Below are 23,564 nucleotides of genomic sequence, written 5' to 3' on the forward strand. Positions count from 1 at the left end.
AATTATTTAAAATTTCATATATTACTACGTTGTTGATGATTAATAATCCTGCGCCCCATATATCTTTAAACTTAAAAATACTTACCACGTACATTTATCCAGGAAACATGCCGCTAAATCTCTTGTTTTAGGGCTTGAACTATCCAATTGAGCCTCAATGAACTTTGCCACCCTTTCTTTATCCTTAATCTCAGGATACATTTTTCTAAGTGCTTCTATAACATATGACTTAAGCAGCTCATTCTGCCGGCCCTGATGAATGTTGTCTATATCCAAAAGCATGTCAAGTATTTTTGATTGGAGTTCTGGCTTGTTCAATGCTATTTTACTGGAATTAAGGGCCACATGAGAGGCTGTCATGATCTTGTCCCCTGCAAGTATCCCATAATATTCATCAAAAATATCTTCAAATTTATTTTCTTTATCTACCCTGGTAAGGTCTGCCAGAATATAAATAGCAATGTATTTATGATAATTATTTTTACTTATGAGCATTTTATGGAAATAATCCCACTGTGGATAAAGAATTTCTGGTTTTTCAACACTTATAATCTGGAGTACATTAAAACTATTTGATCTAGTAGTGTTATCCTTAGATACAATCCCTTTAAGCAGTTCATGTAATAAAACTTTATCATTCAGCGCTTTTTCAGCTAATTTTTTAATATCGACGTCTTTTTTATCTAAATCATATTTTGACACACTAAAACCTCTTTTTAACAATTTATATTTCAAAAAATTTATTTATTAATCATTTTTAAAACATTGTCAATATATCCAAATTTAAATGAATGCCCACCATTTAAATGAGTCCTGATTTTTTATATATTTACTAATTAACTGAATTTGAGTTATATAAACAATAAATGTACCCTCTAACAGATTTCATTTACTATACTTATGACGCTTTTCATATTTATTTTCTTAAAATACAGCGAAAAATAGAGTATTAAACTTATTTTACAAAAGTAATACATGGTTTGAGTTTATTCAACATAAAATAAACTGGAAATGGCATTTTTTACTAAAAAGTAAATTATCAATGCCCTATGTTTTTATCTAGAATAAATATGTCCCCTCTAAAATAGCTAAAATCATTTAATATTTTTAAAATTAGGGTTTAATTGTAAGGGCATAATCAAAAATAATAATAAATTATGGAAACTCAATAACAATTTAAAATAAAACTTTCTATACTGTCTTTTTTTGATAAAATAAGCATTAATTAAGTTTATTTTTGGAAAATAGAGCGAAATATTTATATGTGATATGAGATTATTAGGGTTGTCTTGAAATGCTATTTTTGAAAAATGGTCATCATGACATAAATGTGGTTTAATTAAGCGGAATAATGCATACATACATATAATTGTATTATGTGGTTTATTTTCTGGTTTTAAGATATAAAGGTACGTGGAAGATTGAAATACTGCAGATAACAGCTTAGAATTTCAAAGTAATTTATTCTAACATTACATGCAGTTTAATGTCCTTTTTATCAATCCAGGATGATTAAGAGGTGTAATAGTGATTTGCCCAAGATGTGGCTTTAAAAATGCCGCATGCGCAAATTTTTGCGAAAAATGTAATGACCGACTTAAAAAGTCAAGTATTTTATCTAAAAATTTTTTACCATCATTTGATTTTAAAAACAAAACATCAATATTACTCAAAGCATTGATGCTTATAGTTGCAGCAGTTGGAATTTTTGCAATGGTTAATGTCCACCCTGTTTCTGCAAACTCGTTATCTCATAACTCACACGTAAGTGCTGTTCAAAATGGAACCGTTTATATTGAAAGCGGTTTTTCAGGAGTAGTTACCGTTAAAAATCCCATTACTCATAAGAAAGTAAATGTGACAGTTAATTATCAGCCATACAGTACTGGATCAGGGTCAATTGTAACTAAAAATGGTTATATCATAACTGCATTTCATGTCGTAAGTGATTCTAATACGTTAAACAATGAAAATATACTTAAAAAAATGAATTCTAACGATGTAAAATGGTATGTAGAAGAGATAGGTTTAATAAATTATATAAGAAATGATCCCCAATTAAGCTCTAAATTCCTCAAAAATACATCTAACCCGGATCCTGAAAAAGCTATGGGAGATGTTACATCTAAATTCATTAAAAATGGATGGATATCTACAAAAATATATAAATCAAGCATTTATGTTAAAGGTCTTGGATTAAAAGGCAGCGGAAGCAACAATTCTCTAAAAGCACATTTAGTTGACGTAGGAGATAGTAACAAAGACCAGGATATAGCTCTTCTAAAAGTCGACCCTGGTAAAAGCAAGAAATTACCGGCATTAACAGTCAGTGCAAAGAATCCAAAAATAGGCGGAAAAATTTATATATATGGATATCCTGGTAAAAAAATGGAATCAAAACTAAAAGCGAATAATAAAACCAAGTATTCAGCTTCAAAACCATCAAATTATACTCCATTTGTATCATCAGGTCATTTAATAGCTAAAAAGCCTAATGCTCAAGGTACAATTTATTATAGAACAAGTGCAGTTACAGCTGAAGGTTACAGCGGAGGACCAGTTGTTAACAGTGCAAATAGAGTAACAGGTGTACTAGTTTATGGAATTGGAACCAAAAAAAATCCTGAAAAAATAGTAGCTAGCCTTTACTTATCTTCAAAATACATTAAAAAAATATGTAATAAAAATAAAGTACCAATTACAGTAGCTTAATCACATTCGAGACTAAATTCTCGAAATTTTTTTTTATTCAACTTTTTAATAAGGTCTAAATCATTGGATTTAAAATAAATAATTAAAGATTCCTTATCTTCAAAAATTCTTTTGCCTTAACAGCACTGTATGTTTTCCCTTTATAATTAAAACTGCATGGAATAGCATGTTTAGGGCAGAGAGAAGTACATCTTAAACAGTATTGACAGTTTAAGCCATGATCAGGGTAGTTCCCGCTGTCTATCTTGATATTTTTAGTTGGGCACAGACCAACGCATATTCCACATTTATTGCATTTTTCCTTATTCACCTTAAAAAGGAGTAATTTCTGGTGTAAATCAATTCCAGTTAGCTTCAAAGTACCCCTTGAAAATAAGTTCACAGCATCGGATAAAATTGGAACACGTCCCCATTCAGCCTTTTCATTTACAAGATCTAATGCATATTCTTCAGCTACTTGGAGTCCCTTTTGAACTTTATTTTTGTTTGTTTTTTCATCCCGTATAAAAAATATATTGGAAGGCATCTGGATTTCCATGGCCCCAACTGGATTGTAACCCTTCTCTGAGACAATCTTTCGAAGTGGACCAACAATTCCTCCAGAAGTACCTCCCAGGGTGTCAACCATGAAAATTTTGGTACCACCTGCACGGGGCAACGACTCTATAAAATCCCAGACTAAAGGATAAGTTGAAAATACTGCCACAGGAAATGCTAGTCCTATCATATGCTCCAAATTAACCTTATCCGGATTTGATTCTTCGATTTTGTGTAAATTTACAGTTATGCCGTTTTTTTCGAATGTATCGCGCATCTTCTTTACTACAAGCAGAGTATTTCCTGTCCCTGAGAAAAAATAAAAGTCTATTGTTTTTAAATCCATAATATACACCTTTTACTGAACTTATTTATTAAATATTAACTTTAAATCATTATTAATTTATAACTTTTAAACCATTAACCTGTAAATTACATGTATTTTTATTTCTCCGGCCTGCCAAAAGCATATTTTATTGCTCCCTTTGGACAGGAATCAACACATTGGCCGCATAAAATGCATTCAAAATCATGCATATCTCCATCTTTCACTTTTTGCTGCACATCAAGACTCATCGGACAGTTTCTACAGAGCCTGCATTCCGTGCAAAGCTCTTTATCAGTTTTAATGTGAAGGGAAGGCCATCTAAAAAAATTCTTTATTTTTGTCCCAATAATCATAAATGGGGCTATAAAGCAGAAATAATGACAACTGGCCCTTTTACCAGCTATTAGTGAGACTGCAATTGTTGATAGCAGCACACCATAGTAAATAATGTACATAAATGGTTCTGAAATAGAAACTCCACTGGCAGTCATGAAGAAAGGATCAATTTTAGTTAAACCACCTGCTAATAAAGCCATTATTGTAATAATAGCCAGCCATGGCACAAAGAGGAAATATTTAATCCAGTTATATTTTCCACCCCTTGTTTTTCCATCATTTATTGAGAAGCAGTATTCCTGAGCTCCTCCAGTTGGACAGGCCCATCCGCAGAATGCTCTACCAAAGAACAGTGATAAAATGAACAGAACAGTGAAAGTTATAAAGCTGCCTGTAATTATCCCAAAGGAAGCTCCCCATATTATCAAAAAGGGTGAAAAGTAAAACATGGTAACTGGGAAAAGTAAAAATGAAATTAACAACGTTGTTTTTCTAATTTTCTGTTTTATATCTTTCATATAATGCCCCAATTATTTTATCATAATAACATGTATTAAAGACGTATATCCTTAATTAAGTCGCGATATTACTTTAATTATTATTTAATTAATTTAAAGCAATTATACTCCTTTTTCAATTGGTTTTATAAATTTTTCTTCAAATCGTTTTACCACTTCCTCAAGATTCAGCTGCTCATCGAGGAACATGTAGCATATAATTCCATCTAGTGCTGCTGCCAAGGTAACTGCACTTGTCATGGTATCATGTGGAATAAATTCACCTGCTTCAACTCCCATCTTAAAAGCTTCTTCCAGATATTTTATATAATCTCCAGTAAACTGCTGATAATACTTTAAAAGCTCAGAATTGTCTAAAATTTTAGTAATAGACAGGAAGAGAAAAGTAGTTTCTACAGGGTGTTCTAACCAGTACTTGAGATAATTTTCCATATAAAAAAGCAGTCCCTCTTTAACTGATGGCATTTCCATGGAGGCATGTCCTATTTCTTCTAATTTTTTGCTTATCTTTTGATTAACAAATATCAATATCATATCCTTGCTTTTAAAGTGGTGATACAATCCGCCTTTACTTATACCTGCTTTTTTAGCAATTGATTCCATTGTAGTGTTTTCATAACCTTTTTTTAGGAAAATTTCCATAGCAGCATCAGTAATATCATTGATACGTTTTTCTTTGGATTCTTTTTTAGTCATTATGTTTCTCCAAAAAACCGACTGCCGGTTTGTTAAAATAACAGTGATACATCTCATTATATAAAACTTTCTAAAATTTGCAAATCATTCAAAATTTATAATTTTAAAATATTTTGAGATTAATCCCGCTTGAATCTCCTAAAATTAGTTTAAACAATATACTAAATCATTTAAAAAATATTATATTCAATATATAAAAATATATAAACATTGAATGGATTAAACTGCATTAAATTTTAAAATTAATCATTAAATTAATTTAATGCGTCAAAACCCCAATTATGGAAATTTTATGGTGAATTTTGTCCCATAAGTTCTATCCATATCTATTTCACCATGTATCTGATCTACCAGACTATTTACAATTCTTAAACCTAAAGAATCTGATTTTTTGTAATCTAACTCTTCTGGAAATCCGATTCCATTGTCAGATATTATCAATACATATTTTCCACCATCTTTGTAGAACTTTATTTTGATAGTACCATTTCTGCCGTCAGGAAATGCATGTTTCAGGCCGTTTGATATAAGTTCATTGACTATAAGCCCTAATGGAATTGATGTTTCAGTATCCAGTTCATGATCTTCTAAATCAAAATTAATTTTTATAATACTAGATTGTCCAGAATACGTTTCGAAGAGTTCCATAGATAATTTTTTGATGTAATTTGCAAAGTTAATCCATTTAAGGTCAGTTGTCTGGTACAGTTTTTCATGAATTAACGCCATAGATCTTGCACGATTTTGACTGTCCCTGAAAATATTCTGTGTTTCTATATCTTCAATATACCTTGCCTGTAAATCAAGAAGGCTTGATATAACCATTAAATTATTTTTTACCCTGTGATATGTCTCTCTAATTAACATTTCCTTCTCTTGAAGGGAAGTTTTAATTTTATCTTCCATTATTTTACGTTCTGTGATATCACGTGCTATGTGCACGCTCCCCAGCGTGTTTCCAGATTTATCCTTTATAGGAGCAGCCGTAACCATAAAATATCCGCCCAAATTAGGTTCATACACTTCTTCAGTATGCCCTCTATTATCCATCATCATTTTCGCATGGGGACAGTTATCAACAGGCAATTTAGTACCATGAATTGCCTCAAAACATTTAACTCCCAAACATGAATCTAGCGAAGTATTTAAACACTCTGCCATAGCAGTGTTCGCCCATATAATCTCATATTTATGGTTTAAAATAGCTATAAGATCAGGTAAGGAGTTTAATACAAACTTCCACCCTTCAATATCTTCTAAAAAAGATGTTACTCTGTATTCTACATTCATTTTAATCATTTACTGAAAGTGTTTTATTCAAGTAACTCCTTTTATAATTTGAAGTTTTATAAATAAGCTGATATAAGTCCCTGCAATAATAAATAGGATGGATTTTTTAAGAAACGAATTAAAAATAGTAGTTTTATTTTGCGTTTTCTCTTGATTCTATTAAATTAACGATTTTGTAGGTAGCTTGCGAATACTCCTTAGAATATTTTTCAATTGCATCATTTAAAGCCTGGAAAATTTCCTGATTTCTATCGTGTTTAAATGAACTAAGTGATTCACGGTATACATCTAATTTATCCAGGAAATTTTCAAAGTTTTCTTTAGTTAATAATTCATGGAATTCACCATAGCCCAGTTTTTCGATATACATCGCATTAACAGTCTGTTCCGGCTGTTTCTTTACAGGAATACAAAATATTGGTTTTTTAAGATACATTGATTCACTTATCAAAGTAAATCCTCCGTTAGAAACCACTGCTTTGCACGATTCAAAGTCTTTGAAGAACTGATTTTCATTAAATTTACGGAAGTGAAGATTTCCATCCTCTTTTTCCATGTTAAAACCATAAATTACAAATTCTTCATTAATAGATTTTAATGTAGAAATAAGCTCTAAATTGGAATCACTTGTTTGATAAACAAGTACATGGTTACCATTTACAGGGTTAAGATTTAAAATTTCTTCCCTAAGCACAGGAGGGAATAACTCTACTTTCTCCTTATTTTTAATTTCAGGATAGAAAAATGTTGTAATTAAATAACATTTAGGCCTGTTTATAAATAAACGTATGACTCCTCCAGCTACTATCTTTTCACTTAAATACCGTTCAGGGAGGTCTAATTTGCACTGAGTAATAACATGTATATTATCAAGACTAATAAGAGGTATTCCGAGTAGTTTACTTAAAATGTTGGAGAATGCCTCAAAATCAGAAACTATAATATCCGGTTTAAATGCCCTGGCAATATTATAAAGCAGTTTAATATTAAATTTCAAACTTTTTGGAAGGTCTTTAACTACAGAAAAGAATGTAGATTTATACTGTGCATTATTTCCACTGTAAACAGTGTTAGGCCCTTCTATATAATATACATCATTGAATTTTTCTGAAAGATAGCTAAATGCTCTACCTCCAGCAAAAATAACCACATCATTTTCCTTTAACAGGTGTTTAATCATTACTGAACTTCGGATAGCATGGCCCATTCCTTCCCCACATACAGAATAAAGTATCTTCTTTTTCTTTTCTTTGGAATGTCCAAAGGTGTAGTTTAATTCACCAGCTGTAATTTTCTTGCCCATGAAGTCGTACAGGGTACTCTTTGCATAAATTAACGCCAGACTTTTAAGCCCTTCTTTTTCAAGTCTTCTTGTAGATATAAGGAGTTTAGGCTCTCTTAGCACCTTAAAAGAGTGTATTTTCCCTATCCGTTCTATATAATCACTGTCTTCTCCAAAATCAAGGCATTCATTAAATCCTTCTGCTTCCTCATGGATATCTTTCTTGGTTAAAATTCCATAACAGCCTGCACCATGGGGCTTTATTGACTCCACAAGTTTCATAAAGAAGTTCGCAAAGTCATGTAATATTTTATCTTTCTTACTATCACTAATTGGAACTAATTGGGTTATACCTATATCAAGATCATTTTCAGTAAATTCATTTAATGCAGATTCTAGATATCCTTCAGTTAATATCGCATCAGAATCCAGGAATAATAAATATTCCCCTTCTGCTACTTCACCCCCCTTATTTCGGCCCACAGCAGGAGATCCACCATCTACAACTTTACATCCGAACGATTCTGCTATTTCTCTTGTTTTATCAGTGGATTTAGCGTCCGCTACAATAATTTCATAATCTTTGAAATTTTGATCTTTTATACTTTGAAGTAATTTAGGGAGATAACACTCCTCATTGTATGTTGGGATTATTATACTAAGCATTCATAGATTAGTTTATTCTAATTTATTTTTAAAGCTTACTATTTAAGACATAATTAATACTAATTATTATAGTTTTTATGTATAAATATAAACTAATTACCGATACCTATCAAATCCATTTTTAAGGAAACTTTTTAAAAAATTGAATTATGCCCTCATTAAAAAGAAAATAATCTCAATTTAAAAAAATATACATATTCTAATTAAATTTAATGTAAAACAAATGAAATTCCTTTAATTCTTGTCAATTATACCTTAAATAAGTTATTATAAACTCTTTTTTACCTATATCTGTCCTAATTCTACATAGAACGTATCTTCAATACCCATTTATCCACATTTAACTATCTTTTTACATGAACCCCCTATGCAGTTTTAACGTACGATCTCAGTAAATCAGGGTTAAACTACAATTATCCAGTAAAAATCACTTAAACCTTGTATTAATATCCAAATAACAAAAACATCATGATGGTTATAAAGTTTATAGGAAGGATATCCCGATTTATTCTCAGTCATATTAACCCATTCAAAATCATTTTAAGTTTATTACTCCATAATGAAATTTTGTTTACTACTACCAAATTAGTTTTAATACGTCTTTTTTAACCCTTGTTATATCTTAATACTCCCATAAAAAGTTAGATTCTTAATTAACTAAATTTTATGAATTATATAATATATAAGCACATGTAAAATTAATATTATACTAAAAAAATAATTTTAATGCAATAAGGTGAAATTTTTGATAAGTCTTTATATCTTTCAAAGTACAATACAATAATTGCAGAACAAAAATTATAAATAGAAGTTAAAATGGAAATTTCGATTTTTGATTTTATATTGTTTTTAACTTTTAATAGAATGGAGATGTTAACATAGACAGTATAGACGAATATTTAAGCGAATTTTTAGAATCTGCTGGCAAAACAGAAGAAGTTAAAAAAATAGATGAGCAAATAACCATCTATCAAAATGAATTAAATAATCTTGAAAATAAAGACACAATTACTACAAACAATATTACACGCACAGAAGAGGAGCTTAAATATCTTAAAGAGAATTTAAAAGAAAATAACAGTGATTCAAGTCTTAAAGATATTGAGACTACAAAAATTAAATTAAGTGATCTTGAAAAACGCCATACAACAATTAAAACAGTGATATCTGAAAAAAATGAAACCCTAACAGATTTAAATCATGAAAAAGATGAAATAATTAAAAAATGTCTCATGAAATTACATGCAGACATGAAAAAAAGTCACAGAAAAGTAACTGAAGACCATGATAAATATGTAGAGTTATACACAAAAGCACGGGAAGAAAGACACAGTATAGAAAGAAAAATGAGGAATTTAAAAGTACTTGTCTACAAAACTTACAAAATACGACTAAAATAAATTTTACATGTTTTCAAATTTTATATTAAATTATAATTGTTTTAAAACATGAGTTAATTACTTCTTTTTTGTATATCACTAACTTACAAAAAATAAGCGGCATAATTGCGGTAAAAAATTAATTAATAAATTAAAACTATTTTTAAAGGATATAAATCTATCCTCCACCGTCACAGAGTTCTGAGCTCATATCAATATCTTCATCAACAAGCTTCTTCCTGTTTTTAAGTTTTTCTTTGATGTCTTCTCTGGATTCTTTTTTAAGTCCATTTTTTTCTATTTTTTCAATGGCCTGCAAATAATTGCTTTTATACCAGAGATCTGTATCTTCTAATTTTGCCCAGGTAGCTTCATTTTCAGTTTTAATGTCAACAACTTTACCAATTGTACCAGTTCCATTATATATAACATAGGAACCTTTCATTATAGGTTTACCGCAGAAATCTGAAACTTCCATTATTTAACCCCCTTAAAGTTAATAGATTTAAACATCAGTCCTCTTTAGTAAGAGTTAATCTTGTCTTTTCAGGAGCTTTTTCCTCTTCTTCTTCAAATATTCCTTCTATTTCAGCTTCTTCAAGATTTAAGATTAGATAGTCCCCTACCTGTTGAATGTCACGGGGTTTAATTTCAAAAGTTCTATTTCTAACCCACACTTCACCAGTAGATATTGTGATTGTGTCTATAACACCTTCTTTTGGCATCAAATCAACATCAGATACTTTTCCAATTTCCATTGCATTTTTATCAAGGACTTTTCTACCCATTAACTCGCTTACTTTCATAAATACACCTGTTTTTAGTCTATTTTTTAAAGCATATATTTTTTATGAGTGCACAATATAACTGTAGTATAATTATTATTAACTGTCCATATACCTCAAATTTAAAATATACCTCAAAAATCTATTTAAAATTTAAATTAATTATTTTTAGGAAATATAATTTTATTAAGTTGATGGAATCATAGTAATATAGTGATGTTATGAAGTCTTCATTTAAAATATTCAGCGCCTTTGGAATCCCTGTGGAACTGCACATTTCATTTTTATTATTAATGCTTTTTATATATGTTATAGCCTTTTTAGGAATAATATCTGTGTATATCGCGTTTCTAATCACATTACTATTTGTAACAGTTGTTGTACATGAATTAAGCCATTCTTATGTGGCAAAGAGATATGGAGTTAAAGTAGGTAAAATAGTTCTCTTACCCATTGGCGGTGTATCTGCAATGGAAGAGATTCCTAAGGATCCAGATCAAGAACTTAAAATAGCTGCTGCTGGGCCACTTGCCAATATTTTAATAGCATTAGCTTGTTTTATAGGCCTGTTAATTATTGGCGGCGTGGGTTCTTTAACTTTTAACTCATTCTTTATTTCTAACACTCCATCAGTAGATTTATCTCTGTTTCTTGCTAACTTCTTAGGAGTTAATCTTGTACTTGGACTTTTTAATCTTCTTCCTGCTTTCCCCATGGATGGGGGAAGAGTACTAAGAGCTTTTTTTGCAAAAAGAATGAGTTATACCAAAGCAACTAAAGCTGCTGCTTCAGTAGGAAAACAGTTCGCTATCTTAATGGTTATATTAGGTATATTTTTTAATTTTATTTTGATATTGATAGCGATATTCATTTACTTAGGTGCAGACCAAGAATATAAAAATGTCATGATTTCATCAAAGCTTGAGGGAATCAAAGTTAGAGATATCATGACTAAAGATGTAAATACATTAACTCCAGATACCTCGGTTTCAGAGGCATTAAATACCATGTTCAAACAAAGACACATGGGCTATCCTGTAAAAGATCATGGTGAGCTTGTTGGTATCGTTACTTTCGATGACATTTCTAAGATACCTGAAAATCAGAGGGATACACTTATTGGAAATATAATGACTAAAAAACTTATTTTAGCAAACCCTGAAGAGCCTGCAATGAATACCCTAGAAAAAATTACTAAAAACAATATTGGAAGACTTCCAGTTATTGAAAATGGAAATTTAGTCGGAATAATCTCTAAAACAGATATAATGAGGGTTTTAGAAGTATTAGATACTAAACCCCCTGAATAAATTCTTTTTCAGCACTTGGTAATTAAATTCACGTTTCTTCTAGGATAATTGTAAATTTATATACCGGTTCGAACTCAGATTCAATACTATTTAAAGATGATATGCCTCTAAATTTATATGAAACTGGTTCAATACTTCCATTAACTTTGTCTAATGAAATTAATTGACCATTTTTTACTGTCTGGTTTTCATCATTTTTATCTTCAAAAAATTCATGAATTATCTTTCCAATTTCACCTACAGCAGAAACATCGACCCTTTTAATTTTTTCTTTATCATTTTTTATCTCAACGAAATCTTTCAAAACTTTAAGTTTGTATTCTTCATTCCCACAGACTTTACTAAATGTTACTTTATTTACAGTCTCGCTCATAGAATACCTCCTGTATAATCCATGCAATTTCCGAGTATGAATTAATTAATTTTAGATATGAACTGAACTTATAAAAAAAATTTACTATTTTAAAGTCTAATTCAGAAATAGTTCCTAAATAGTCAATAAAAAATATTTAATTGAGTTAAAATAATTTCCCATTTTAGGAAAAAATAAAAATTTGACATACATAACTATTATATTATACCAGATGTCTATAAACTTATTAAATAGAGAATTTTCATTTGATATAAAACTTAATATTATCTTTAATTTAACTACCCTCAAAATCTACGATTTTCGAATGTTTACAAAATCAAAGATTTTGTAACATGTGAAAATTTTTAATTTTCACGATTGCAAAACTCCATTTTGCAAACAGCAAACACGAAGCATACAAATACGAAGTATTTGTTGTGTCAAATCACAGATTTGACAACATTCGAAAATTTTTAATTTTCGATGTTTGCGAATTGCAAATTCGCAACCGTAAAAAATCTACGATTTTTTACATGCGCCAAAATTCATTGAATTTTAGAAAATGCTTTGCATTTTCTAACCTTTGGAAATCTTTGATTTCCAATGCTCAAACGCTTCGCGTTTGACAGTCCCAAAAAAAATCAAAGCCTTCAAAAACCTGTGGTTTTTGATGCCCCGAAATTCTATGAATTTCGAGGGATTTTTTTGAGGATTTTGGCAGTGTTTGCATGCTCTGATTTTTTGAGCATTCGATTTAAACACTTATTTTTTGGAGAAAATAATAATGGAAAATGCATGCAAACTCATAATTAATCAAATAATCAAGGGAAAAATTAAAACAAAAAGAGATCTGGAAAAAGCAAAACATAAGGCTTGCAGAGACTACAATCTTGAAAAATTTATGAGTAATTCAATGATACTGCAGAATGCAACTCCTGATGAGAGAAAGAAAATAGCACGGATCATACAAAAAAAACCCACAAGAACCATATCCGGTGTTGCAATAGTTGCAGTAATGTGTAAACCACATAAATGCCCTCATGGGAGGTGTCTTTACTGCCCAGAGAGTGATATAGCTCCTCCAAGTTACACTGGAGAAGAACCTGCGGCACTTCGGGCCAGAATGTTTAAATTCGACCCTTATTTACAGGTATACAACCGCCTGCTTCAACTTGAAAGTATAGGACACCCTTTAGACAAGGTAGAATTAATTATAATGGGCGGAACATTCCCTTCATATTTCCTGTGCTATCAAGAATGGTTCGTCAGCAAGTGTCTTCAAGCTATGAACGATTTTGGAGTAAAAGATGTGTCCATTTCGTCTGAAAACTTTAAAGGGTCTAACGCGGCATATAATATTGAAATCCCCAAGGAGTTCGTTTACCTGAAGGATGTTCAAAGCAAAAATGAAAAATCCAACGTGCGGTGCGTTGGGATGACATTTGAAACCCGTCCAGATTACTGTAAAACACAAGATGTTGATAGAATGCTCAATATGGGCGTTACAAGGGTGGAACTTGGAGTCCAGACCATTTACAATTATATATACAAACGGATTGACCGCGGGCATACAATAGAAGACTCCATTGAATCTGCAAGAATACTCAGGGATTCCGGTATCAAGGTGGCAATGCACCTTATGCCCGGCCTTTTTGCAGATTTTGATAGAGATTTGAGAATATTTAAAAGAGTATTTTCAGATGAACGCTTTAAACCAGATATGCTTAAAATCTACCCATGTTTAGTAACTAAAGGTTCAAAACTCTATGAAATGTGGGAAAAAGGAGATTATGAGCCATATACAAGTGAAGAAGCAGTTAATCTGATAGCTAAAATTAAAAAGAACCTCCCAAAATGGGTCAGGACCATGAGAATCCAGCGGGATATACCTTCTCCTCTAATTGAGGCTGGAGTTAAAAAATCAAATCTTGGTGAACTTGTATACAAAAAACTCCATGATCTAGACGTCAGTTGCAAGTGTATTCGATGTAGAGAAGTTGGACATAAAGCATCTCATGGATTGATCCCCGATATTGATAACGTGAAATTATTAAAGGAAGAATATCGTGCTGGGGAAGGTGATGAAATCTTTTTATCATTTGAAGATGTTAAAAAGGATATCTTAATTGGATTCCTGAGGTTAAGGATACCCTCAGAACATGCCCATAGAAAAGAAATAGATGATAAAACAGCACTTATACGAGAATTACATGTTTACGGCTCGATGATGTCTATTGGTGAAAGAGAAGATGGGCAGTGGCAGCATTTAGGCTATGGAGAATCATTATTAAATGAAGCAGCTAGAGTTGCATCTGAAGACTACGGCATGGAAAAGATACTTGTTACAAGTGGAATAGGGGCTCGAAACTACTACAGAAAATTCGGGTATGAAAAATTAGGCCCTTACATGGCAAAGAAGATTTGAATTAGCTATAAAATAGAAATTCCCGATAATATAAAGGATAATAAAACACTCAAATACAGAGTATTTGTATGTTTCATGTTCGAGTTTCGGGAAATTTTAGAATTACTGTATAAACAAGGAAGAAAATGCAGTGCTGGTGTAAAAGAGGAATTTTTAATAGAAAAAATTGGAAGTAAAAATCGAGGATAATGAATTAAATGTTCACATTGACTATTTAGCTGAAAAGAAATATGTCCTTATAAAACCAGTGCATGACAATTTTATAACAGTCAAGAAAAATCACCATCACTGTAAAAGGCATATATCTAGTTAGAAACCCTCGATTATAAATTTATATTTAAAGAATTTAAAAATTAAAATGGTGTTTACATGATCAATTTAGTAGAATCTCCAGAAAAAATTGCAAAAATCATCGACCACACCAATTTAAAGGCCGATACACGAATAGAAGATATAAAAAAATTATGTGATGAAGCAAAACGCTATGGATTCGCTTCAGTCTGTGTTAACCCAGCAAATGTTGAATTATGTACAGACTTCTTAAAAGAGTCTGATGTGAACGTTTGCACTGTTATAAGCTTTCCTCTAGGAGCAAATACGTCAAAAATTAAATTCTTCGAAACTAAAGACGTCGTACAGCACGGAGCCTGTGAAATTGATATGGTGATGAACATTGGCGCTCTTAAATCAGGGCTCAAAGAGACAGTGAAAACAGATATAGAAGGAGTTATCACTGCAGCAGAAGACAATATAGTCAAAGTAATCATTGAAACAGCCTTATTAACAAAAGAAGAAAAAATTCTGGCATGCGAGATAGTCAAGGATGCAGGTGCAAATTTCGTGAAAACCTCAACTGGTTTTGGATATCCCGGAGCTACTGTGGAAGATGTTTTTCTAATTAAAAAAACAGTAGGACCACAAATGGGTATCAAAGCTTCAGGAGGCATAAAAAATATAAAAACCGTTTTTGATATGGTAAAAGCCGGTGCAACACGAATTGGTACCTCTTCAAGTGTTAAAATTATGGAAGAACTATTCAAACTTAATCACGGCATGGAACCACCTAAAAGGTGAATATTATGGAAATTGAAATAGAAATAGTAGGAAAAGGCAAAGCTACTGGAAAATTAGATGATAGGAACCCAGAAACTGCAAAGAAATTATATGAAATATTTCCACTTCCTGGAACTGCACATACCTATCTTGAAGAAGTATATTTTGACATGACACTTGAATTAGACTATGAAAACCCTTCGAAAACCACTGAAGAGGGAGATATATGTTACTGGCCACCAGGACCTGCTTTCTGCATATTCTACGGGAATTCACAACCTGTTTCTGAAGTGAATAATTTCGGGAAAATCACAGAGAATTTAGAACTCTTTAAAAAGTGCAGAGATGGGGATGAAATAATAGTAAGGAAAAAAGAGTAAAGAAAATCCCAGAAATTCATAATTTATGTAAAAATTAAAAATAGAAAAGTTTAGTAAATAATTTATATTTCCTCTATTTCAGTATACAAAGTATTCCTTCGAGCTGGGATTCTTCCAATATCTTTTATTGCCCGTTCTAATTCACTTGGATGAGTAGATTCTCCATAAGATGCCCCTGCAGACTTGGATATGCTTTCTTCACCTAAAGTACCTCCAAGGTCATTTGCACCAGACATAAGACAGAACTGGGCAAATTTAAATCCAAGTTTCACCCAAGAAGCCTGTATATTTTTGAGCAGGTCACCAAACATTAACCTTGAAACTGCATAGAGCCTTAAATCGTCTGCTCCTGTTGTTCCAGGGCTTGAAATCCCGCTCCTGAAAATTGGGGCGTTTTTATGCATGAATGTTAAAGGAACAAATTCTGTAAACCCGCCTGTTTTTTTCTGTATGTTCCTTAAAATCTCAAGGTGTTCAATTCTATGATTTATATTTTCAACATGGCCGTACATCATGGTACATGTTGTTGGAACTCCTGTATTATGGGCCGTTTCGATAACATCGATCCACTCTGCTGTGCTTAACTTTCCCCTGCATATGATATCCCTTATATCATCATTTAATATTTCAGCAGCAGTTCCAGGCATTGAACCAAGCCCTGCCTTTTTCAACATCTTGAGCGTGTCTTCTACCTCAAGTTCCGCTTTTTTGGACCCGTAAAATATCTCCATTGGAGAAAAAGCATGAATATGAACATTTGGGACTTCCTTTTTGACATTTAAAAGAATATCCTCATAAAAATAAGCATCTATATCGGGGTGCAGGCCTCCCTGTATGCAAACTTCAATTGCACCCTCATCTGCAGCATTTTTTGTTCTCCGCACGACCTCGTCAACCTCTAAAAAGTACGCGTCTTTATCATTTTCGTCTTTTTTAAACGCACAGAAGCCGCATGTCCCCGAGCAAATATCAGTGAAGTTGATGTTCCAGTTTTGGATGTAAGTTACCTTGTCTCCCGCCAGTTCTTCTCGGAGTAAGTCTGCAGTGAAAATTAATGCTTGAAGTTCCCTTCCTTTAACTTGCATTAGTTTAAGCGCTTCATCCTTTGTAATTTCTTCATCAAAAGATTTTTCAAGTATTTCTTTTATCTGAGGATCGATGTTCATTGTGTCAAACATACAATTCCATATTCAGGTCAACTTTTTTAAAAGTTTTGGTGATATATTTCAAATATTTCCATACTTACTTTGCACTTGTAATTAATTTTAAAATTATGAATGAATCATTTTCTTTTTTTTAGATAATCAATTCAATTTAATATACTGAAACAGACAAAAATTTATTTAATTCAAAGTTAAATACAGCTAAAAATAAAACTGCAATTTTGCAACCCCCTAAACTTAATATTAAAAATACAAAAAATAAGCCATCATAACAGTTATACAATCATGGGATTTAAAGGGGCTAAAAGAGTTTATTAAGAGGAATAAAATGTATCGTTTGACATCCAAATTGGTGATTTACAAAAATATCGACAAAAACAGCATCTTGTTTAGATTATCTAGTATCTGCCAGCAGTTTGCAGCAGGCAATTATGAGAAAGAAGATCTGATTACAGATATTTATGTCGAAATCAACCGCCTGCTTGACATTTCAACGCGTTACGGCTTTGACAAAAATCTGTGGCACAACTATCTGGCTTTTGTTTTGGCCATGACTGAAAACCCATTTACACTTGTTTCGGAAAAAGTTGGGGCGAGTGTAGGTACTGTAAATAAATTCGCCAGGAGCGATTTCTGCATCTTCAAGCAGTTGTTCGACTACGATTTTTCCGAGATGGAAAAAGAACTGGATATAGACTGCTTTACGATTATCACAAATTATGAGGCTGTTGTAAAAAATGAACAGATTTTCAACAAGGGCGTGAGCGAAAAGGTTCAGCAGCTCAGCTGTGCTATTGAGCAGAGTGAAGATGACACTGAGCTGTATCAAATCATCACAGATTTCTACAAAACATATGGTGTTGGAAAATTTGGGCTGAATAAAGCTTTCCGTATTTCAACTGATGATAAATCTGGAATTCTCTGCCCAATCACAGCAACCAGTGACGTACTGCTGGACGATTTGGTCGGTTATGAATCTCAGAAGAAAGAACTGGTACAGAATACAGAAGCGTTCGTTGAAGGGCGCAGGGCAAACAATGTTCTTCTCTACGGCGATGCAGGCACCGGCAAATCCGCAAGCATAAAAGGAATTTTAAATCAGTATTACAGCCGCGGCCTCCGTATGATCGAGGTCTACAAACATGAATTCAAGGAACTGCCAAAGGTCATTGAAGCCATAAAAAACAGGAACTACCGCTTTATCATTTATATGGACGACCTGTCCTTTGAAGAGTTCGAAATTGAGTATAAATATTTGAAGGCAGTTATGGAGGGCGGCTTGGAGTCAAAACCTGAAAATGTACTGATCTATGCAACATCCAACAGGCGCCATCTGGTTCGTGAAACATGGAGCGACCGTTCGGATATGTCTGAGGATGAACTGCACCGTTCGGATACAATGCAGGAAAAACTATCCCTGGCGGAGCGGTTCGGAGTTACCATCGCTTATTTCAAGCCTATGAGGAAAGAATATTTCAACATCGTTATAAATCTTGCAAGGCGACACCCTGAAATCAAACTAACAGATGAAGAACTGAGAGCAGAAGCAAATAAATGGGAAATGCGTCACGGCGGAATGTCAGGGCGTACAGCACAGCAGTTCATCGATTCACTGCTAGGGGCTGTTGATCTATCCTGATTCATTTTTAAGATATAAATTGCATAAATTGCTGCCGATAAAAAAATAGAGAGTATAATGCACAAATAAAATGAACATATTGTTTTCCTCGCAATAATCGCAAAATTTTTCTATTTTAGAACGTGATATCATCATAAATTAATAAATAGATCCTATCTACTATTAAACTAATTCTCTTGCTCTTTAGTGGTTTTAAATGAGTTCATTAATAATTTCACCAAGAACTCATTTGATTTCGTAAAAAGAAGCCATTATTCAAATTCATTAAAAGATTAGTTATCCTACCAAAATTTTAAAGGTATCCTTTCAGAATTAAAGCCCCAAACATTGCGATAAACAGAACCACAGCGAATATTCCTATGATATTTTCTTTTTTCTGGTTGGAAATTCTTAAATCACTTACATAAATTTGAATGGAAAAAAACATAGTAATATTACCCGAAAGAACCAAAGCAACTACAAAACCCATTTCAGCAAATTGATACCAAAAGCAAATGATAGTAATCCATTGTGCTATTAAAACAAGAGCCATAGCTTTTGCATAATTAGTTGAAACATTAACTTTTCTATTCTCACTATAAAATCCATATATAAAACTCATCAAGCCCAAAGTAGCCCCATATAAAAAAATAGGAGCATAATAAACTATAAAGCTTACTAAACAACCAATTGTTATAACCACACCCATACTTAGTAACATTAATCTTTTCTTATCTTTTAACATGTTAATTTTTGCGTTTTCAGGCGATTTTAGATGATTTTTACGGACTTGATTAACTAAAACTAATGTAAAAAAAGGTGCGCCAATTAAAATATAATAAAAATCAGTTTTTATATAAATAAGATTATTAAAGAAGACATAAATCAAAAAAAGCCACTGAAATACATTAACACCAAACAACGCCATTAAATAACCAATTTTTTTATCCTCATTATACAACACAAATATAAGAATCATAACACATAAAGAGCAGTTAAATATGCCTAAAAGAGATTTAAACCACAAATAACTTACTAAAGAATACAATATTATTCCAATTCCAACAAATACAATTAATACCTTGTTACTATTCATTTCAACCATCTTTTAAAATCAAATAGATTAAAACAATTATTATATTAACTTATTCGACATGTAAAATTACATAACTCATAATATTTAAATCAAACACATAAAAAGAAGCCCTTAATAGAATTCATTTATAGTCTATTTTAATGAAATCATTTAATAGACATCTTTCATTGAATTCGTTTGATGGTGCCACTATAAAACTGCCATGATTTTTTCGGATTGCATTACTCCCCCAAAGCTCTTTTAAGAATCATATATTCCCTTTTTCTAAAGGTTAGACTCCCACTAGGGACTACTCTTCTAGGACTTTTTGTGATGTATTTCACATGCCAGAGACTATCAGCTACCCCCAATGTTATGTCACATTACAAGTTGAGGCATATATTCAAAGTTCATGAACTACAATATTCTATTAATGTTATGTCATGCTAAAAAATTTACATATAAAGCAAGCTCATTTATTGAAACAGTAGGGAGTTACCCATAGCCAAAGACACTATGAAAATCGATAAGTTTAAATGTTATAGATGTAAATCTAAATTAGGAGGTGAAATTATGGCTGAATTACCAATTGCTCCAGTTGGAAGAATCATAAAAAATGCTGGTGCTCAAAGAATTAGTGATGATGCAAAGGAAGCTTTAGCAAAATCATTAGAAGAAAAAGGTGATGAAATCGCTAAAAAAGCAGTAGAACTTGCAAAACACGCAGGAAGAAAAACTGTTAAAGCTGAAGACATCGAAATGGCTGTTAAAACAGCCTAAGTTTTCCTTTTTTTATTATTATGAAATATTTTTTTATTAGTTTAATTTATTCAGTAGTTTTAAAGAGTATAAATTGATTTTTAATTAATATTCTACTTCTATTTTGGCTTTTAAATGGTATTATATCCCTAAAATGCAAGTCTGACCATTAAATAGTCATATAATATATAACAATTTAATACCCTCAAGTATTCCATTCTCAGCACAGCGAATCAATATATTTTCAATTGTCGAAAATAATAAATATTTATTGAATCAAATAAAAGCTTGATATTAATTAACTGACGGAGGTCGTTATATGAGTACTACTGAAAATTTAAAAGAAGCTTTTGCAGGTGAATCTCAGGCAAACAGAAAATATCTGGCATTTGCTAAAAAAGCAGACGAAGAAGGATTTTTCCAGATAGCAAGATTATTTAGAGCTGCAGCAGCAGCAGAGACCGTGCATGCTCACAACCACCTTAAAGTTCTTAAAGGAATAAAAAGTACCGAAGAAAACCTCAAAGAAGCAATAGCAGGAGAAGTAGCTGAATTTAAAGAAATGTATCCTGCAATGATAAAAGTAGCCGAAGAAGAAAATAATGAAGCTGCTCTCTGGAGCTTTGATGTTGCAAATAAAGTAGAAGAAATTCATGCTAACCTTTATGAAAATGCGCTTAAAAACATTGGAAACAACGTAGAAACAGTTTATTACGTGTGTAATTACTGTGGAAACACCGTAGAAAAAGAAGCACCTGAAATATGCCCTATCTGCGGTGCACCTAAAAAAGAATTTACAAAAATAGAATAAATTAAATTTATTCTAACTACTTTTTATTTAAATTAATTTTATTTTGAAGGGCGAATTTTATTTAAATTTAGCAAGTATTCGGAGATGCTGCTTCGCCCTTCATTTTTATTATTAAAATTAATAGATATCATATTTATGGTAGTAAAAAAATAAGAATAAAGTGCAGTGGTTAAAATCGATAATTTTGGAGCCTCAAAACCAAAAATTTTACATTACAAATCTCTGATTTTCAGTTCTGTGTTTGTTAATTTATTAAATGAGCTATTTTATGTCTAATTTTAAAAAACAATGAACATACTCAAAAAAAATAATGTATAGACCTATCTCTCCAGCAGGTGCTGTTCTTATGTTTCAAAGAGAATATAAAGAGAACCTAATCCGCAGCATTCCCTCAGAGATAGTTCTATTTAAATACAGAGTATGAAATGATCTAAATTATAATATTAAACCTAATATACTGCTTAATAAAGAGAAAATAGGACTTAATAAAGCTAATAAGCTCTCCAGCATAACTTTCACCCCCTCTTGAATCATTTATGGGATTTTACTTCCATGTACTAACAAATAAGGTTTGATTATTATTTATATGATTTTAAATTCATAATTGCAGACTAATGCATAAGCACACTAATGAACTAATGCAAATATGAGCAGGTACTTTATTTACACTCAAAAATAATGCACTTGTGTACTTTTGCACACAATCACGAAAATGAAGTTATAAATAAGTGGAAATTGGTATTAATATCTACCCATACCCTTACTCATCTTGGACAATTAATTCTTGCAGGTGTCCAAGATGAGTTAATTCTATATAAAAACAAGTTAAAGTAGGAAATCGTAAAAAGAGTAAGAATCAAAAAATTATAATAAATAACTATTGTCCGCTGTTATCTAACATCCAATCATCATGTAGCTCTTTCGTTTTCTTATATTTTATATTTTCTAATCCTTTTTGTAATCCATTCTGCAATTCAAAGCTTGCATTAAGATGATCTGCAATTAATTCCAACGCTAACTCTTCATCATCATTTTCTTCGTTAGATGTGTAACCAATAATAGCAAATAGAGATTCATACCATGATTTATATTCGTCTGTAGTTTCAAGAGCTTTTATTAAGTCTTTATCTATCCTATTTTCCTGATTTTCATTACTCATTTTTGTTTCTCCTTCCAGTTTTCCATTTATGTAAGCACTTATATCAACAATTGATGTTATCAACCATTATAAATTAAATTATCTGTTTAAATCATCTAAAGCTATTTTAAGATTCTAGTAAAGATCACAGTTATTTTAACTTTAAAATTCAAAAAAGTTTAATTTTTTTTGTTTTTTAAAATATTAAGTAGAATTAGTGGTGAGATGAAGATTGTCAGCTCTTCCAGTAATTAATTACCAGATGTTTTGGCTGGCAATCTTTTTTCGTACTATAGCTCCATATTATTAGGAAAGTACGAAACACCTATCGTTATAGCATGTTTATATCTGCTTAACAAGTATTTAAACTTTTATATTATTATTGAGAATTAATTAACATTCAATTTGTTAAAATACATTTTATTAGTTGTTTTCAGTTACATCTTCAAAATTCAATGTTAGCTTGTTAAATATTTTCAAAAAATTTAATTTTTGTGGGCTGAATTTTACAAAATAGTTTTTCAACATTATAACATTTAATGTTACTAACACCTAATATTATGCCTATCTGATTAAAGGGTTTAAAGGTGCAAATAACAGAAAGTAAAGCAGTATAATCCCAACAAGAGCATGAACTAACCAATTCTTTGGTTCTTTCAAATAATCTATCATTAATCCTCTCCCATCACCTTTTATATTTTATTTATTTCTGGTATTAAGTCAAAATGAGCTTATGCAGCATATATTATTTGCTCCCCACCTTTATCTCAAAAATTAATATTTCAAGTTTTAATAGTTTCACAGGCGCATGTACTGTTTACCCTCGCAAAAACCAGTTTATTCCATTTTCTAAGCTAATATATACAATTAAATTATAATATTAAATGTTAAAAATAGAATAAATCATGAATTTATTTTTTAGCCTTTATTTTAAACTAGAAAAATAAAAAA

21 protein-coding genes are annotated in these 23,564 nt (G+C 31.4%); 9 read left to right on the plus strand and 12 right to left on the minus strand.

The window, feature by feature from the left end:
- Positions 1–81 precede the first annotated feature (81 nt).
- Positions 82–702, minus strand: coding sequence for a hypothetical protein (locus AAGU07_RS13000; RefSeq protein WP_342459535.1), 621 nt, complete (start codon positions 700–702; stop codon positions 82–84).
- Positions 703–1,527: 825 nt separating this feature from the next.
- Between AAGU07_RS13000 and AAGU07_RS13005 the strand changes: the two genes are divergently transcribed.
- Positions 1,528–2,712 carry a trypsin-like peptidase domain-containing protein gene (locus AAGU07_RS13005; protein ID WP_342459536.1) on the plus strand — a complete coding sequence of 395 codons (1,185 nt, stop codon included), beginning with the start codon at positions 1,528–1,530 and terminating at the stop codon, positions 2,710–2,712.
- 82 nt (positions 2,713–2,794) lie between these two features.
- Here the strand turns inward: AAGU07_RS13005 and AAGU07_RS13010 are convergent, their stop codons facing one another.
- The 5 genes from AAGU07_RS13010 to AAGU07_RS13030 form a co-directional block, all read right to left on the minus strand.
- On the minus strand, positions 2,795–3,595 hold the full coding sequence (locus AAGU07_RS13010; protein ID WP_342459537.1) for an EFR1 family ferrodoxin: 801 nt from the start codon (positions 3,593–3,595) through the stop codon (positions 2,795–2,797).
- Positions 3,596–3,693: 98 nt separating this feature from the next.
- Complete coding sequence (locus AAGU07_RS13015) at positions 3,694–4,431, minus strand: 4Fe-4S binding protein (protein WP_342459538.1); 738 nt, start codon at positions 4,429–4,431, stop codon at positions 3,694–3,696.
- A gap of 102 nt (positions 4,432–4,533) precedes the next feature.
- Positions 4,534–5,127, minus strand: a complete 594-nt coding sequence (locus AAGU07_RS13020) for a TetR/AcrR family transcriptional regulator (protein WP_342459539.1) — start codon at positions 5,125–5,127, stop codon at positions 4,534–4,536.
- A 279-nt stretch (positions 5,128–5,406) separates the two neighbouring features.
- Positions 5,407–6,417, minus strand: a complete 1,011-nt coding sequence (locus AAGU07_RS13025; protein WP_342459540.1) for a histidine kinase dimerization/phosphoacceptor domain -containing protein — start codon at positions 6,415–6,417, stop codon at positions 5,407–5,409.
- A 133-nt stretch (positions 6,418–6,550) separates the two neighbouring features.
- Positions 6,551–8,365, minus strand: coding sequence for an MJ1255/VC2487 family glycosyltransferase (locus tag AAGU07_RS13030; RefSeq protein WP_342459541.1), 1,815 nt, complete (start codon positions 8,363–8,365; stop codon positions 6,551–6,553).
- Between the two features lie 1,160 nt (positions 8,366–9,525).
- Between AAGU07_RS13030 and AAGU07_RS13035 the strand changes: the two genes are divergently transcribed.
- Positions 9,526–9,765, plus strand: coding sequence for a hypothetical protein (locus AAGU07_RS13035; protein ID WP_342459542.1), 240 nt, complete (start codon positions 9,526–9,528; stop codon positions 9,763–9,765).
- 157 nt (positions 9,766–9,922) lie between these two features.
- On the opposite strand, the gene AAGU07_RS13040 is transcribed toward AAGU07_RS13035, so the two are convergent.
- On the minus strand, positions 9,923–10,222 hold the full coding sequence (locus AAGU07_RS13040) for a DUF2098 domain-containing protein (protein WP_342459543.1): 300 nt from the start codon (positions 10,220–10,222) through the stop codon (positions 9,923–9,925).
- A gap of 34 nt (positions 10,223–10,256) precedes the next feature.
- Positions 10,257–10,550, minus strand: coding sequence for a PRC-barrel domain-containing protein (locus AAGU07_RS13045; RefSeq protein ID WP_342459544.1), 294 nt, complete (start codon positions 10,548–10,550; stop codon positions 10,257–10,259).
- A 200-nt stretch (positions 10,551–10,750) separates the two neighbouring features.
- Between AAGU07_RS13045 and AAGU07_RS13050 the strand changes: the two genes are divergently transcribed.
- Positions 10,751–11,839: a CBS domain-containing protein gene (locus AAGU07_RS13050; protein ID WP_342459545.1), complete on the plus strand. Its 1,089-nt coding sequence runs from the start codon at positions 10,751–10,753 to the stop codon at positions 11,837–11,839.
- Positions 11,840–11,867: 28 nt separating this feature from the next.
- Here the strand turns inward: AAGU07_RS13050 and AAGU07_RS13055 are convergent, their stop codons facing one another.
- On the minus strand, positions 11,868–12,212 hold the full coding sequence (locus tag AAGU07_RS13055; RefSeq protein ID WP_342459546.1) for a hypothetical protein: 345 nt from the start codon (positions 12,210–12,212) through the stop codon (positions 11,868–11,870).
- Positions 12,213–12,975: 763 nt separating this feature from the next.
- Here AAGU07_RS13055 and AAGU07_RS13060 point away from each other — a divergent pair.
- The 3 genes from AAGU07_RS13060 (at position 12,976) to AAGU07_RS13070 (ending at position 16,049) form a co-directional block, all read left to right on the plus strand.
- Entirely contained in the window at positions 12,976–14,616 is a 1,641-nt protein-coding gene (locus AAGU07_RS13060; RefSeq protein ID WP_342459547.1) for a tRNA uridine(34) 5-carboxymethylaminomethyl modification radical SAM/GNAT enzyme Elp3, read from the plus strand.
- A 369-nt stretch (positions 14,617–14,985) separates the two neighbouring features.
- Positions 14,986–15,690, plus strand: coding sequence for a deoxyribose-phosphate aldolase (gene deoC / locus AAGU07_RS13065; RefSeq protein WP_342459548.1), 705 nt, complete (start codon positions 14,986–14,988; stop codon positions 15,688–15,690).
- A 5-nt stretch (positions 15,691–15,695) separates the two neighbouring features.
- On the plus strand, positions 15,696–16,049 hold the full coding sequence (locus tag AAGU07_RS13070) for a cyclophilin-like fold protein (RefSeq protein ID WP_342459549.1): 354 nt from the start codon (positions 15,696–15,698) through the stop codon (positions 16,047–16,049).
- A gap of 62 nt (positions 16,050–16,111) precedes the next feature.
- Here AAGU07_RS13070 and cofH read toward each other — a convergent pair whose 3' ends face one another.
- Positions 16,112–17,227, minus strand: a complete 1,116-nt coding sequence (gene cofH / locus AAGU07_RS13075) for a 5-amino-6-(D-ribitylamino)uracil--L-tyrosine 4-hydroxyphenyl transferase CofH (protein ID WP_342459550.1) — start codon at positions 17,225–17,227, stop codon at positions 16,112–16,114.
- Positions 17,228–17,540: 313 nt separating this feature from the next.
- On the opposite strand from cofH, the gene AAGU07_RS13080 reads away from it, so the two are divergent.
- Positions 17,541–18,851 (plus strand): ATP-binding protein, encoded by a 1,311-nt coding sequence (locus AAGU07_RS13080; protein WP_342459551.1) that lies wholly within the window; start codon positions 17,541–17,543, stop codon positions 18,849–18,851.
- A 292-nt stretch (positions 18,852–19,143) separates the two neighbouring features.
- Here the strand turns inward: AAGU07_RS13080 and AAGU07_RS13085 are convergent, their stop codons facing one another.
- Positions 19,144–19,926, minus strand: a complete 783-nt coding sequence (locus AAGU07_RS13085) for a hypothetical protein (protein ID WP_342459552.1) — start codon at positions 19,924–19,926, stop codon at positions 19,144–19,146.
- A gap of 552 nt (positions 19,927–20,478) precedes the next feature.
- Here AAGU07_RS13085 and AAGU07_RS13090 point away from each other — a divergent pair.
- Together AAGU07_RS13090 and AAGU07_RS13095 are read left to right on the plus strand one after the other, a co-directional pair.
- Positions 20,479–20,685 carry a histone family protein gene (locus AAGU07_RS13090; protein WP_048080739.1) on the plus strand — a complete coding sequence of 69 codons (207 nt, stop codon included), beginning with the start codon at positions 20,479–20,481 and terminating at the stop codon, positions 20,683–20,685.
- A 298-nt stretch (positions 20,686–20,983) separates the two neighbouring features.
- Complete coding sequence (locus AAGU07_RS13095) at positions 20,984–21,475, plus strand: rubrerythrin family protein (protein WP_342459553.1); 492 nt, start codon at positions 20,984–20,986, stop codon at positions 21,473–21,475.
- An 877-nt stretch (positions 21,476–22,352) separates the two neighbouring features.
- Here AAGU07_RS13095 and AAGU07_RS13100 read toward each other — a convergent pair.
- Positions 22,353–22,634, minus strand: a complete 282-nt coding sequence (locus tag AAGU07_RS13100; protein WP_342459554.1) for a hypothetical protein — start codon at positions 22,632–22,634, stop codon at positions 22,353–22,355.
- Positions 22,635–23,564: the final 930 nt, after the last annotated feature.

The sequence above is a fragment of the Methanobacterium sp. genome (assembly GCF_038562635.1).
Classification (GTDB): Archaea; Methanobacteriota; Methanobacteria; order Methanobacteriales; family Methanobacteriaceae; genus Methanobacterium_D.